Source organism: Dietzia sp., assembly GCF_036741115.1.
GTDB lineage: Bacteria > Actinomycetota > Actinomycetes > Mycobacteriales > Mycobacteriaceae > Dietzia.
The window spans coordinates 1-13,436 of sequence record NZ_DAINST010000021.1; the positions used below are offsets into that span (position 1 = coordinate 1).

At 67.9% G+C, this 13,436-nt stretch carries 11 protein-coding genes; 5 read left to right on the forward strand and 6 right to left on the reverse strand.

Going from position 1 to position 13,436, the window contains the following annotated elements:
- From V7E05_RS05035 to V7E05_RS05045, 3 genes are all read left to right on the forward strand, one after another.
- Positions 1–1,104 (forward strand): lysylphosphatidylglycerol synthase transmembrane domain-containing protein (locus tag V7E05_RS05035; protein WP_333618579.1); only part of this gene is annotated, 1,104 nt, incomplete at its 5' end.
- Positions 1,101–1,541 carry a DUF3054 domain-containing protein gene (locus tag V7E05_RS05040; RefSeq protein ID WP_333618580.1) on the forward strand — a complete coding sequence of 147 codons (441 nt, stop codon included), beginning with the start codon at positions 1,101–1,103 and terminating at the stop codon, positions 1,539–1,541. The genes V7E05_RS05035 and V7E05_RS05040, both read left to right, overlap by 4 nt.
- Before the next feature lie 15 nt (positions 1,542–1,556).
- Positions 1,557–3,146, forward strand: a complete 1,590-nt coding sequence (locus tag V7E05_RS05045) for an adenylate/guanylate cyclase domain-containing protein (RefSeq protein ID WP_333618581.1) — start codon at positions 1,557–1,559, stop codon at positions 3,144–3,146.
- A gap of 29 nt (positions 3,147–3,175) precedes the next feature.
- Here the strand turns inward: V7E05_RS05045 and V7E05_RS05050 are convergent, their stop codons facing one another.
- Positions 3,176–4,360: a glycoside hydrolase family 25 protein gene (locus tag V7E05_RS05050; RefSeq protein ID WP_333618582.1), complete on the reverse strand. Its 1,185-nt coding sequence runs from the start codon at positions 4,358–4,360 to the stop codon at positions 3,176–3,178.
- Positions 4,361–4,455: 95 nt separating this feature from the next.
- On the opposite strand from V7E05_RS05050, the gene V7E05_RS05055 reads away from it, so the two are divergent.
- A complete protein-coding gene (locus tag V7E05_RS05055; RefSeq protein ID WP_333618583.1) occupies positions 4,456–6,456 on the forward strand; it encodes a M13 family metallopeptidase in 2,001 nt (666 codons plus the stop codon).
- A 122-nt stretch (positions 6,457–6,578) separates the two neighbouring features.
- Positions 6,579–7,112 (forward strand): MarR family winged helix-turn-helix transcriptional regulator, encoded by a 534-nt coding sequence (locus tag V7E05_RS05060; protein WP_333618584.1) that lies wholly within the window; start codon positions 6,579–6,581, stop codon positions 7,110–7,112.
- 26 nt (positions 7,113–7,138) lie between these two features.
- Here the strand turns inward: V7E05_RS05060 and V7E05_RS05065 are convergent, their stop codons facing one another.
- The 5 genes from V7E05_RS05065 to V7E05_RS05085 form a co-directional block, all read right to left on the reverse strand.
- Positions 7,139–8,239, reverse strand: coding sequence for an ABC transporter ATP-binding protein (locus tag V7E05_RS05065; protein WP_333618585.1), 1,101 nt, complete (start codon positions 8,237–8,239; stop codon positions 7,139–7,141).
- 77 nt (positions 8,240–8,316) lie between these two features.
- Positions 8,317–9,645, reverse strand: a complete 1,329-nt coding sequence (locus tag V7E05_RS05070; RefSeq protein WP_333618586.1) for an ABC transporter substrate-binding protein — start codon at positions 9,643–9,645, stop codon at positions 8,317–8,319.
- A 76-nt stretch (positions 9,646–9,721) separates the two neighbouring features.
- Positions 9,722–10,555, reverse strand: a complete 834-nt coding sequence (locus tag V7E05_RS05075; RefSeq protein WP_333618612.1) for a carbohydrate ABC transporter permease — start codon at positions 10,553–10,555, stop codon at positions 9,722–9,724.
- 38 nt (positions 10,556–10,593) lie between these two features.
- The gene (locus V7E05_RS05080) at positions 10,594–11,619 is read right to left on the reverse strand and encodes a carbohydrate ABC transporter permease (RefSeq protein ID WP_333618587.1); all 1,026 of its coding nucleotides are present in this window, start codon (positions 11,617–11,619) and stop codon (positions 10,594–10,596) included.
- A gap of 204 nt (positions 11,620–11,823) precedes the next feature.
- Positions 11,824–12,813, reverse strand: coding sequence for a L,D-transpeptidase (locus V7E05_RS05085; RefSeq protein WP_333618588.1), 990 nt, complete (start codon positions 12,811–12,813; stop codon positions 11,824–11,826).
- Positions 12,814–13,436 lie beyond the last annotated feature (623 nt).

Consider the following 13,436-nt stretch of genomic DNA (forward strand, 5'->3'; position numbering starts at 1 on the left):
TACTGGGACAGCGTGGGGCTGATCTTCGCCTCGAATGCCATCGCCACTTCGATCCCCGGCGGCCAGGTCTTCTCCGCGACGCTCACCTACCGCCGCACCCGCCAGTGGGGCGCTACCCGAGTCATCGCCTCATGGCAGCTCATCATCTCGGGCGTGCTGTCGACGATCGGCATCGTCATCCTCGCGATCATCGGTTTCTTCCTGGTCGGTGCGGTATCCAACCCGTTCCTCCTCGCGGGGTCGGCGATCGCGCTCTTCGCCGTGATCTTCGGCGTCCAGTGGGCGGCGCGCCACCCCGACCGCATCGAGGGCGTCGTGATGAGCGCCCTCCACTGGTTCAACCGACGCCGCAAGAAGCCGGAGGACACCGGCGCCGAGGGCGTCCGCTCGATCATCGACCAGGCCGATGCGGTCGACCTCAGCCGCCGTCACCTCGCTTCCGCTTTCGCGTGGTCGCTGCTCAACTGGGTCGCCGACATCGGTTGTCTGTGGGCCTCCGCGGAGGCGGTCGGCGCGCACCATTCGATCGGCGGCTTCGCCATCGCCTACGTGACCGGCAAGGCCGTCGCCTCCGTGCCCGTCACCCCGGGCGGACTGGGGACGGTCGAGCTCACGCTCATCGGTACGCTCACCGCAGGCGGGATGACGGCGAACCTCGCACTCGCGACGGTGTTCGTCTACCGCGTCGTGAGTTACTTCCTCATCGCCGTCGCGGGCTGGGTGCTGTTCTTCCTCTTCTATCGCCACGCGACCGATATCGACCCGGACCTCGACGAGGCCGACGCCGAAGTCGATTCCGGCACCGGGCGCGCGGGCGAGCGCGGCGGCGAGCACTCCCAGGCGCGCCCGGGTGCACAGGGTCCCGCCGGCGGCAAGGGCTCCGAGCGTTCCGGTTCCACCGTCGGCGCCGGTGCCGCCCTGCCCTCGGGCGGTGCGGCCGCGGCGCATCCGGAGCGCTGGCCGTTCAAGGGGCGGACCTACTCGCCGACGCGCGGCGAGCGCGCCGCCGGCCGTCACACGAATAGAATCGCGACCCGGAGGCGGGCCGACACGGACGACAGCACGCCCGACGCCCGCACAGACCAGGAGGGACCCAGGCGATGAGCGAGACGAGCGACCCGCGCCCGGAAACCGGGAGGAACCGGCCCGAGCCGATCCTGTGGTGGGCGCTGCCCGTCGACATCGTCGCGGTGGTGCTCTTCGCGATCTTCGGCCGCGGCGCCCACGGCGAGTCCACGGGCGTCGCAGGCATCGCCGGAACCGCGTGGCCGTTCCTCGTCGCACTGCTCGTCACATGGATCGCCCGCGAGGCGTTCGTCCGTTCCGCCCCCGGCGCATCGGCGCTGACGGCGCGAGCCGCGACCGCCGTGTGGGCCGGCACCCTCGTGCTCGGGATGATCATCCGCGGGCTCGCCACCGGGAAGATCCCGCACTGGTCGTTCATGATCGTCGCGGCCATCGCCCTCGCGATCCTCTTCTATGGCTGGCGGGGGATCGCCGCGCTGGTCCGCCGCAATTCGCGGCCCGGCGCGCCCCGCTGATGCCACACTGGGGCGGTGACCTCGCGACGAGATAGATCCCGCCCCGACTTCGGCTCGGCCCTTCTCGGGTCGCAGAGCGAGGGAAGGCTCATGCGGCGCGTGCGCATCCAGGTGCTGCTCACGCTCTCGATCGTCGTGTCGAATTTCGTCGGGGCGCTGTGCGCCGTGGGGCTGAGTCTCGTCGGCATCCCCTCACCCTCGCTGCTCCAAGGCGACATGTGGTGGGTCAACTTCATCGCGCTGCCGATCTACGTGGCGAGCGCCTTCGTCGTGGGGATCCTGTGGGGGACGACCTCGGTGGTGCGCGTGCTCGCGTGGGCGAACCGGGGGGACACGCCCACCCGGCGCGATGCGAAGCGTTCGGCGCGCGTTCCGTGGTCGCTCGTCCGCCTGCAGGCGGCGATGTGGATCGGCGCCACCATCTTGTTCACCATCTGCTACGGGATCGCCGACCCGGCCGTGATCCCCAAGGTGTTCTTCGTGGTCGTAATGAGCGGCTCCGTCGTGGTCGCGGCCTCCTACCTTCTGTCGGAGTTCGCGCTGCGGCCCGTGAGCGCCCAGCTCATCTCGGCGGGCTTCCGCCGGAAGCGGCGCGGCGGCGTCGGCCCGCGGGCCGTGCTCTTCTGGGTGCTGGGCTCGGGGATCCCGCTCATGGGGATCATCCTCGTGCTGCTCTTCGGGCTCGTCTTCGACGAGATCACCAAGCTCGACCAGTTCGTCTCGGTGCTCGTCCTCACCGTCATCGCGCTGTCGACCGGGCTGTTGCTCACGATCCTGTCCTCGCGCGCCATCGTCGATCCGCTGCGCAGCGTCCGGCACGGGATGCGTCGGGTGGCCGCTGGCGACCTCGGCGAGGATCTCGTGGTCTACGACGGCACGGAGCTCGGCGACCTCCAGGGCGGATACAACGACATGGTCGCCGGCCTCCGCGAGCGCGAACACATTCGCGATCTGTTCGGACGGCACGTCGGCCGCGACGTCGCCGCGGCCGCGCTGTCCACCGATCCGGAGCTCGGCGGGACCGAGAAGACCGTCGCGGTGGTGTTCGTCGACGTCATCGGCTCGACGACCCTCGCCGTGAACCGTCCGCCGGGGGAGGTCGTCGACGTGCTCAACGCGTTCTTCGCCGTCGTGGTCGGGGCGGTGGAGGAGCGGCGTGGGCTCGTCAACAAATTCGAGGGCGACGCCGTGCTCGCGATCTTCGGGGCGCCGCTGCCGCTCGACGACCCGGCAGCGGCGGCGCTCGGTGCAGCGCGGGACATCGCCGACCGCCTACGCGCCGAAGTGCCCGACCTGTCCGCGGGGATCGGCGTGGGCTTCGGCTCGGTGGTCGCGGGGAACGTCGGCGCCATCGAGCGCTTCGAATACACCGTGATCGGCGATCCCGTGAACGAGAGCGCGCGCCTGTCCGAGCTGGCGAAGCGGGACCCTGCGCGTCCGCTCGCCTCCGGGCGTACCCTCGGCGCGTTGACCGGGAACTCTGCGGCTGCCGCCGAGCGGGAGCACTGGGAACAGATGGAGAAGGTGGTGCTGCGCGGCCGGGAGGACGAGACCGAGGTCTTCGCCGCTTACCCGGCCGCGCCGCCGGCGGAGCCGGCGTCGTAGGGCCTCCACCCGCCCCGCGGAGCGAGCCCCTACTTGAACGAGATCGACTTGAGCACCTCGGAGGGGAGGCCGCGGAGCAGGCCCGAGATCCACGCGAGGTCCGAGCGGGCGCCCGTCGAGCCGCCGGTCGAGCCCGAGGAACCCGAGGTTACGGTCGTCGGCAGCACGATCGTGAGCGGGAGCGTTATTCCCTTGGGGAGCACGCCGGGCGGGAGCGGCATGTCGGGGATGGTGAGGGACACGGGCTTGGCCCCGGACTCGTTGCCGGTGCCGGTGCCGGTGCCGGTGCCGGACTCGGTGCCGGTGCCCGTGCCGGAGCCGTTCGTTCCGGACTCGGTGCCCGAATCGCCGGTGCCCTTCTCCGAATTGCCGCCCGAGGTGTCGGGTGCCTTGGTGTCCGAGGCGCCGTTGCCGACGGGCCCGGCCATGGCCTCGAGCTCGGACTTCGATCCATTGAAGACGTTGAGGTCGACGGGCGTGGAGAAGCCGTCCGCGGCGCCGTCGTTCCCGGCGTACTGCCAGAACGTCCACGACTTCCAGCCGCCGACGAACGGCTCGGTCGGCGACTCCTGGCGATACTCGGCGAGCCACAGCGGGTATTCCGAGAACTCCTTGGTGTTGCCCATCTGGACGAGCCAGAAGGACTTGTAGGTGTACATGATCGGCGTGCGGCCGGTCTTCTCCTTGGTGCGCTCCATGAACGACCGGGTCCAGTCCGCGAGCTGCGAGGGCGAGAGGCCCTCTTCGAGCTCGAGGTCGAGGACCGGCGGGAGCTGGTCGCCACCCTCTTCGATCACGGCGTCCGAGAGAGCATCCGCCTGCGCGATGGGATCCATCGCCGGGTGCGCCTTGTGGTAGGCGCCGACCTTGATCCCGGCCGAGCGGGCGCCCTCGAAATCGTCCGAGAAGTGCTCGTTCCCGTCGCTCGTGCCGTCGGTGGCCTTGATGAACGCGAAGCTCTTGCCGCCCGCGGCGGCGGCCTTCCAGTTCACGGAGTTCTCGCCGGGGTGCTGCCAATTCGCGGCATCTACGCCCTGCGGTTTGCCCACGAGGTCGGACGAGATGTAATCGCTGGGCGAGGCGAGGTTGCGGACGTTCGTGTTGGCGTTAGTGACGGCGAGCAGCGCAGCCACCAGGACGGCGACAGCGAACAGGGCACCGATGGACAGGAGGGCGAGTCCCCGGGGACCGCCGCGCTGGCGCGAAACATACATGCGCCCCAGTATGCAGTAATACACTGGAGTCACACAAGCATCTCTTAATAACAACATTCCCACTCGTCACGAACGTGATACGTAGGCTGATGGGTATGAGCACAGAGAATTCCATCGCGAACCCCGCCGGCGAGCAACGGCGATCGGGCCTCGATCTCGCCCACAAGTCCGAGGACGTGCGGCCGCAGGACGATTTCTACATGCACATCAACGGGGGCTGGATCGATTCGCACACGATCCCCGCGGATCGCGGCCAGGACGGCGCGTTCACGGCGCTGCGGGACTCCGCCGAGGAGCAGGTCCGCGACATCATCACGGAGGCACCGAAGGATTCGACGATCGGCGCGCTCTACGCCTCGTTCATGGACACCGACACCATCGCCGAACGCGGGCTCGCAGTGCTCGATCCGGACCTCGAGCTCATCGACGCCGCCACGGATTCGGATGCCCTCGGCGTCGCCCTCGCCACGCTCGAGCGCCGCGGCGTCGGCGGCCTCTTCGGCTCCTACGTATCCAACGACGCCGGGGATTCGAGCCGCTACGCGGTCTACTTGCTCCAATATGGCATCGGCCTCCCCGACGAGTCGTACTACCGCGCCGAGAGCCACCGCGAGGTGCTCGCAGCCTACCGCGCACACGTCGCGCGGATGCTCGAGATGGTCGGCCTAGCGGGTGACGCGGACGAGGCGAAGCGAAGGGCCGACGCGATCGTCGACCTGGAATCGCGGATCGCCTCGGGGCACTGGGACGTGGTGGCGTCGCGGGACGCCGTCAAGACCTACAACCCGACCGCCTACGGGCAGCTCCCCGAGATCGCCCCCGGCTTCCCCTGGCACGCGTGGATCACCGAGCTCGGCGGCAGCGCCGATAGCTTCGACCGGGTGATCCTCTCGCAGCCCTCGTTCTTTACCTCCGCCGCGCTGCTGTGGTCCGGCGAGGATCTCGAGTTGTGGAAGGACTGGGCGCGCTGGCGCGTCGTCTCGGAGCGGATCGCGGTGCTCCCCGAGGAGTACGTCGAGGCCAACTTCGAGTTCGTCGGGAAGATCATGTCCGGCGCTGAGACCATCCGGGACCGCTGGAAGCGCGGGGTCGCGCTCGTCGAGGGCGCGGTCGGCGAAGAGGTCGGGCGCGCGTACGTCGAGCGGCACTTCCCGCCGGAGAACAAGCAGCGCATGTCCGAGCTCGTGGACAACATCCTCGCCGCGTACCGTCAGTCGATCGAGAACCTCGAGTGGATGACCCCCGAGACCCGCGAGCGCGCCCTCGAGAAGCTCGGGAAGTTCGTCCCCAAGATCGGCTACCCCGACAAGTGGCGCGATTACTCGGCCCTCGTCGTCGCTCCGGACGACCTCGCGGGCAACGTCCGCAGGGCCGCCGAGTTCCAGCACGACTACGAGATCTCCAAGCTCGGCGGGCCCGTCGACACCGGCGAGTGGCACATGACCCCGCAGACGGTCAACGCCTACTACAACCCGGTGATGAACGAGATCGTCTTCCCCGCTGCGATCCTCCAGCCGCCGTTCTTCGACGCCGACGCCGACGATGCGATGAACTACGGCGGTATCGGCGGGGTCATCGGCCACGAAATCGGCCACGGCTTCGACGACCAGGGTTCTCAGTACGACGGCGACGGCAACCTCGACAACTGGTGGACCGACGCCGACCGCGAGGAGTTCACCGCGCAGACCACGGCGCTGATCGAGCAATACGACGCCCTGACTCCAGAGGGGCTCGACCCCGAGACCCACCACGTCAACGGCGCGTTCACGATCGGCGAGAACATCGGCGACCTCGGCGGGCTCGGAATCGCCGTGCTCGCCTACGCGATCTCCCTGGGCGGCTCGCTCGACGACGCCCCGGAGATCGACGGCGCCACAGGTATCCAGCGGCTGTTCCAGAGTTGGGCGGTCGTGTGGCGTGCGAAGACGCGCGACGAGGAGGCGATCCGCCGCCTCGCGATCGATCCGCACTCGCCGCCGGAGTTCCGCTGCAACCAGGTGGTGCGGAACATCGACGCGTTCTACGAGGCCTTCGGGGTCACCGAGGACGACGAGATGTGGCTTCCCGAAGACCGCCGCGTGAGCATCTGGACCTGAGCCGGGCCGTCTGCTCTGCCGCGTCGACTGCCCGAAGAAGAGCCGAAGAAGAGACTGCCCGAAATCGATCCGGAAGAACCGGACGAAACTCGGGCCGAGAGAAGAAGGAACGGTACGAGACCATGGACGCCGCGAACCGCGAAGAACAGCCCGCCCGCGAGAAGGAGAGCGCGGAGCTGATCGACGCGTTCCTGCGGGCATCGCGCCTGCTCGTGGCCCTGTCGGCCCGCAGTCTCGATGAGTCCTCCTCTCCGGTGACCTTCGCGCAGTTCCGCGCGCTCCTCGTGATCTCGCGGGGCACCGCCAACAATCAGACGCAGCTCGCCGACGAACTCGGCGTCGCGCCGAGTTCGGTGACCCGCATGGTGGACCGCCTCGAGGGCGTCGGCTTCGTCGAGCGCGCCCGCGCGGGATCGGGAACGCGTGGGCTCTCGCTCGCCGTGACCGAGCGGGGCCAAGCCATCGTCGACGAGGTGAGCGAGCGGCGCCGCGGGCTCATCGCCGATGTCGTGGGGAAGATGGACACCCATCACGTCGGCGCGCTGGTCGAGGCGCTCGACAACTTCGCTGAGGCCGGCGAGGAGCCCCCGGTCGGCCGCGTCGGCTCCGCCGAGCCGCGGTTCGAGGACGTCGAGGCGGTCATCGAGACCCCGTAGCGGTCTCGTCTGAGGCCGGCGGCGGGCTAGTCGTCCGCGGAGATCCGCCTGCCGGTCTCGGTATCGAAGAACAGCACGGAACCCGGCGCGCGCGAGGGCGCGATACGGACGACGTCATCCAGCGAGGGCTTGTTCGAACGGTTCGTGCGGACCACGAAATCCTTGCCGTCGAGGGTCTCCGCCGTGCCCACCGCCCGGCCGTGCACGTAGGCCTCGAGCCCGAGCTCCTCGACGAGCGTGACCCGGATGTCGAGGCCGTGGCTCGTCTCGGAGACGAGCTCAAGCGATTCGGGTCGGACGCCGAGAACGACCTCGCTGCGGCTGCGAACGGGATGGGCATTCTCCACGGGCGAGCCGTCGAGCTGGGGGATGCCGGAGGAGTCCACGGGGACCCGGAAGAGGTTCATCCCCGGCGTGCCGATAAAGCCCGCGACAAAAGTATTGACCGGTGCGTCGTACATCTCGCGCGGCGTCCCGACCTGCTGCAACACGCCGCGGTCGAGCACGGCGACGCGGTGGCCCATGGTCATCGCCTCGGTCTGGTCGTGGGTCACGTACACGGTGGTGATCCCGAGGCGGCGCTGCAGAGCCGCGATCTCCGAGCGCGTCGAGACGCGCAGCTTGGCATCGAGGTTGGACAGCGGCTCGTCCATGCAGAACACCTGCGGGCGGCGGACGATGGCGCGCCCCATCGCGACGCGCTGCCGCTGCCCGCCGGAGAGCTGCCCGGGCTTGCGTCGGAGGAGATCCTCGAGCTGGAGGATGCGGGCGGCCTCTGCGACGAGGCGCTTGGTCTCACCCTTCGATGTCCCCATGTTGCGCAGCGCGAATCCCATGTTGTCCTCGACCGTCATGGTGGGATACAGCGCGTAGCTCTGGAAGACCATGGCCACGTCCCGGTCGCGCGCCTGGACCTGGGTCATGTCCTCGCCGCCGATGCGGATCGCCCCGCTCGAGACCTCCTCGAGCCCCGCGAGCATGCGCAGGCTCGTCGATTTGCCGCAGCCCGACGGGCCGACGAGGACGAGGAACTCCCCGTCGGCGATGTCGAGATCGAGCGCGTCGACGGCGGGGCGCTCGGCCTTGGGGAAGAGGCGCGTTGCCTTGTCGAACGAGACGGTGGCCATGGTCTGGGTTGTCCTTCTCGGTAGCGGCGGCGGTGGGCGTGCGCCCGGGCCGCGTGCGTGGTGCCGACGGCGGTGGGCTACTTGCCGAGCAGCGGGTTGATCTGGGTGTCGATGATGTTCTGGGTCTCGCTCTGAACCTGCTCCATCGCCTGATCGATCGATGTGCCGCCGGCGAGGATCTTGTCGAGCGCGCCGCCGATGCGAGTGCCGGGGTTCGGCACGAAGACGCGGGCGAAATCCTGCGGGCGAGTGTGCGGCAGCTGATCGATCGCGGTCTTCGCCTGCGGGGTCTCGGCGAGGTAGGACTTGACGTCCTCGGACTCGGTCGCGGACTTGCGCACGGGCATGTAGCCGGTGGCCTTCGCGAACTTCGCCGTGTTCTCCGGGTTGGTTAGGAACGCGATGAACTTCATCGCGGCGGCCTTTCGCTCGTCGGAGATCCCCGATGGGATCGCGACGCCCGCGCCGCCCGTGGGGCACGAATCGTTCTTCGCGGCGCCCGGGAGGAAGGCGGTGCCCCACTCGAAGCCCGCCTGCTTCTTGACCGCCGAGATCGAGCCGGTCGAGGCCACGGCGCAGGCGGCGAGCCCGGCGGAGAACTCGACGATCGAGTCGTCCGAGACGATGAGGTGCTTGTCGTCGTTGAGCTTCTTGAGGTACTCCAGGCCCTTCTTCGTGCCCGGGGCGGTGAAGGTGAGGTCCCAATCCTTCGAGTAGCCGCCGTCGTTCTCCCACAGGAGGTTCTGGACGGTCCAGTCGAGGTAGTTCGCGCCGTTGTACATCGCGATGGGCTTGGCTTCGCCGGTGAGCTTCTCGGCGAGCTTCGGCGCCCACTCGGCGAACTCGTCCCAGGTCTCCGGGCCGCGGTCGGGCAAACCGGCGTCCTTCCACAGCTGCTTGTTGTAGTAGAAGATCACGGTCGAGCGGGCGTAGGGGACGCCGTAGTTGTTGCCGTCGTACTCGTAGTCGCCGAGGAGCGCGTCGACGTAGTCGCTCTTGTCGAAGTCCCCGGCGCCGTCCCACAGCTCGTTGACCTTGGCGAACTGCCCGTTGAGCGCGAAGTTGAACCAGTTGACGTCGGAACCGACGATCACATCGGGGAGCTGCCCGCCGCTGAGCGCCGCGTTGAACTTCTGCGCGACCTCCTCGTAGTCCTTGCCGGCATCGACCAGCTCGACCGTGACATCGGGCTCGACGGACTTGTACGCCTTGATGATCTCGTTCTCGGTGTCCTTCGAGTTGCCCGGGTGGTTGGACCAGAACACGATCTTGTTCGCGTCTCCGCCCTGGCCGCCCCCGCTCTCGCCCGAGGAGCCCGAGCCGGAGCCCGCGCAGGCGGAGAGGGTGACGGCGGCGCCCGCGGTGCCGGCGAGGCCGAGGAACGTGCGGCGGGAGAACTGGCTCATGGTGGTGCCTTTCGGTGAAGGGGTCGGGGTCTGCATGGACGGGAGGCAGGAGATTGGGGAGGGATGCGCGGCGGACTCAGCCCTTGACCGCGCCGGAGGTGAGGCCCTTGATCATGTACCGCTGGAGCAGCAGGAACACGACGAGCACGGGGATGATCGTGAGGACCGTGGCGGACATGACCAACGGCCAGTCGGTGAACCCGGAATCGGTGTTGACCAGGCGCGTGAGGCCGACCTGGATCGGCGCGACCGAATCGTCGGAGGCCACGAGGAACGGCCACAGGTACTCGTTCCACTCGTTGACGATCGTGATGATCGAGAACGCGACGAGGGTCGGCCAGCTCATCGGAAGGATGATCTTCCAGAGCATCCGCAGGTGCCCGGCGCCGTCCATCCGCGCGGCCTCGATGATCTCGTACGGGAGCGAGAGGAAGTGGTTGCGCATGAGGAACGTGCCGAAGGCGACGCCCGCGAGCGGGACGATGATGCCCTGGAACGTGTTGGTCCAGCCGAGTTGCGAGATGAGCGCGTAGTTGGAGATCACGGTGATCTGGTTGGGCACCATGAGCGCGGCGAGCACGAGCATGAACACGATGCTGCGGCCCGGGAAGCGCAGGAACGAGAAGGCGTACGCGCTGATGATCCCGAGGAAGATCTTGATCGCCGACAGCACCGTGGTGATGAAGATCGAGTTGAGCATGTAGCGGCCGAACGGCGACGCGTCGAACACCCGTGGGTAGTTGTCGAACGTGAACTGCGATGGCCACCAGGACGGCGGCACCTGGAAGACCTGGTCGGGGGTCTTGAACGAATTGATGACGACCCAGTAGAGCGGCGCCCCGATCATGATGACCGTGAGCACCATCGCGCCGTAACCGAGGACTCTCCCGGCGATCCCGGACCCCGACATGATCGACTTCTTGCTCTTCGGCTTCGCTGTCGTGTCCATCAGCGGTTCCCCCTGTCCATGAAGCGCACCTGAACTGCCGTGATGACGAGGAGGACGACGAACATGATGGTCGCCGCGGTGGCGCCGTAGCCGGCCCGATAGTTGACGAATGTCTCCTGGTAGACCTGGAACACCATCGTCGTCGTGCCGTTGCCCTGGGGCCCGCCGCGGGTCATCACGTAGATGATGTCGAAGACCTGCAGCGAGTTGAGCATCACCGTGATGGAGAGGAAGAAGGTCGTCGGACGGAGCATGGGGAGGGTGACCCTGCGGAACACGGTCCACGGCCTCGCGCGGTCGATCTGCGCGGCCTCGTAGAGCTCGGCGGGCTTGGCCTGGAGTGCCGCGAGGTAGATGACGAACGCGTAGCCCAGGTTCTTCCACAGGTAGGTGATCGTGACCATGAAAAGCGCCCAGCCCGGATCCTGATAGAAGTCCGGGGACGTGCCGCCGAAGGCGGAGACGATCGAGGAGATCATCCCGAAACGCGGGTCGAAGACGAACTGGAACGCGATGCCCACCGCTGCACCGGCGATGACGAACGGCGCGAACACCGCCGAGCGGACCATCTCGCGCCCGTAGAGCTTGCGGTCGAGGAGGAGGGCGAGCGCCAGGCCGATGACCATCGAGCCGATGACGGCGGTGGCGGTGAACACGATGGTGTTGAACACCACCGTCCACGTCTGGCCGCCGGAGAACAGCCCGGAGAACCACTCGGAATAGTTGTCGAAGCCCACGAATTGGGGCGGCAACGGTGAGGAGATGTTCCAGCTGAAAAACGACAGGCGGATGTTGTCGATGAGCGGCCGGTAGGTGAAGAGCGCGAGCAGTGCGAGGTTCGGCAGCACGAGCACGGCGAAGAGCACGTACTCCTTAATTCGCCCGGAGCGGCGCGTGCGGCGGCGCCGCGCGTATGGCGGCTGCGCGGCCACGCTTTGCTCTGCGGAGTGATCCGCGGAGGCTGCGGAATCTGCTGTAGCGGCGTTGCCGGCAGGTGTGCCGGCGCCGGAGTCGGTCGAACCCATTATCACCCTGGCAATCTCAGTCGATCGAGGTAACGCCCACGGGCAAGGTGGGCGACCCCTTGGGAAACGCTTGGTATCGGTGAGGTGAAGAACGATTGAGGAGGGGAGATGGAGAAGGGAGGGTGGTGCCTTTGGTGGCGTCCGCCGTCATCCGCGGGTATTTCGTTGGGGGACTTGGCAGGTGGGCCTAGCCGCCCGGTAGTGCTAGTAGTTCCAGTCGCCCTGTCCGTCGTCCTGTCGGAGCGGCTCGCCCGCGGTGCCGTTGACGATGACGGGATCGCCGTTGGCGGTGTTCTGGTAGAACCACTCGGCGTCCTCGGGGGAGATGTTGATGCAACCGTGGGTCACGTCGCGGACACCCTGATCGGCCACGGACCACGGCGCGGAGTGGATGAATATGCCGTCGTAGGTGAGCCGCACGCCGTTGTCCACGACCGTGTCGTAGCCGCCGGCGTCCTGGGCGAGCCCCCAGGTCGAGGAGTCCATGCGCACCTTCGGAGCGCGCCAGCCGGTGTAGTACGTGCCGGGGTTGGTCGGGTACGCGGCCTTGCCCGAGGACGCGCGCATGGTGCGCTGGACCTGTCCGTTTCGGGTGGTCGTGAGCGTCTTGCTCGCGTCGTCGTAGGTGGTGACGACGGCGTCGCCCGTCTTGAACGTGGACTGCCGGCCACCCGCGTAGACGGTGACGGAGGTATTCGCCGGATAGAAGTCGAGCGGGCGCCAGCGGACCTCGGTGTCGCTGATCCAGTAGAACTTTCCGGGCAGTGCCGGCGCCGTGCGCACCCCGAGCGTCTGCTCCGCCTTGGCTCGGTCGGTGATGGGCCGGTCGAAGGTGAACATGATCGGCTGCGCGACGCCGACGACGTCACCGTTGCCGGGGAAGATGCCGACCTCGGAGTACTCGGGGGCGGGCCGGGCCGGTGCCAGCGTCGGGAGGGCGACCACGGGGAGGTTCGCGGCGAAGCCCGGTGTCTGCACGGGCGTGGACTCGATGCCCGGCAACGAGGGGGGAGTCGCCTGCATGGATCCGGTGAGCACGCTCGGCGTCTCGGCGTAGACCTGCGCACCCTGCGACGTGACGGACTGGGCGGAGGCGGTCGGGGCGAGCGCGAGGGGGAGGGCGAGCGCGCCGGCGAGCGCGAGCGTCGCCGCGCCGGGGACGCGTGACCGGCCGGAGAACTGGGAACGAGGCACTGCGGTACTCCTGTGTCATCGACCGATGAGGGGCCGGTCGTCTGCGGGCGCCGATGAGGCGAAGATGAACTTTCGCCACATTAGTCACAATAATCACTTGAGTAACATCTTGCACCGGATCGGTGCCGAATGCCAGACCGCCGTCGCGGCCGGGGGCGGGGGTGGGGGTCGATGCGCGGGGAGTGTCGTGGGCAATGGGCGCGTTGAGCTTCGCCGGCCGTGGGGCCCGTATGCTGCGCAGAATATGCGGCAGGAATGTGCGCCCTGTGCACCTCCGGAATGGGCAGAGAATGCTTATTGATAAACGCGTTTGGAAGCAATTCCGGGCGAGTTCTGCCGAATTGGGAGATCGACAATTCGGCTGCGAGAAATGTGAGCATGGTTCGCGGGAATTCGACGCGCTTCGGTGCCCGATGTCGCGCCGGGCGCGCGTCGGGAGAAGCGGCGCGGCGGACGGGAAAACCAGGCTAAATAGGTGAATGCTGGCCACGAGGGGAGTGGCCAGCATTCGACGCACGCACGGAACGAGTAAGCGGGGGGAGCCACTCGGTCCAGCGCTCGACGCCACTTAGGGGGGTGCGGCGGAGCTCACGTGCTGTTGCCAAGCGTATATAACTCATTCT

What these genes read in the sequence shown, in the direction of transcription:
- V7E05_RS05040 (WP_333618580.1), top strand. Translation starts at nt 1,101, where the DNA reads ATGAGCGAGACGAGCGACCCGCGCCCGGAAACCGGGAGGAACCGGCCC.
- V7E05_RS05050 (WP_333618582.1), bottom strand. Translation starts at nt 4,360, where the DNA reads ATGTATGTTTCGCGCCAGCGCGGCGGTCCCCGGGGACTCGCCCTCCTG.
- V7E05_RS05055 (WP_333618583.1), top strand. Translation starts at nt 4,456, where the DNA reads ATGAGCACAGAGAATTCCATCGCGAACCCCGCCGGCGAGCAACGGCGA.
- V7E05_RS05060 (WP_333618584.1), top strand. Translation starts at nt 6,579, where the DNA reads ATGGACGCCGCGAACCGCGAAGAACAGCCCGCCCGCGAGAAGGAGAGC.
- V7E05_RS05065 (WP_333618585.1), bottom strand. Translation starts at nt 8,239, where the DNA reads ATGGCCACCGTCTCGTTCGACAAGGCAACGCGCCTCTTCCCCAAGGCC.
- V7E05_RS05070 (WP_333618586.1), bottom strand. Translation starts at nt 9,645, where the DNA reads ATGAGCCAGTTCTCCCGCCGCACGTTCCTCGGCCTCGCCGGCACCGCG.
- V7E05_RS05075 (WP_333618612.1), bottom strand. Translation starts at nt 10,555, where the DNA reads ATGTCGGGGTCCGGGATCGCCGGGAGAGTCCTCGGTTACGGCGCGATG.
- V7E05_RS05080 (WP_333618587.1), bottom strand. Translation starts at nt 11,619, where the DNA reads ATGGGTTCGACCGACTCCGGCGCCGGCACACCTGCCGGCAACGCCGCT.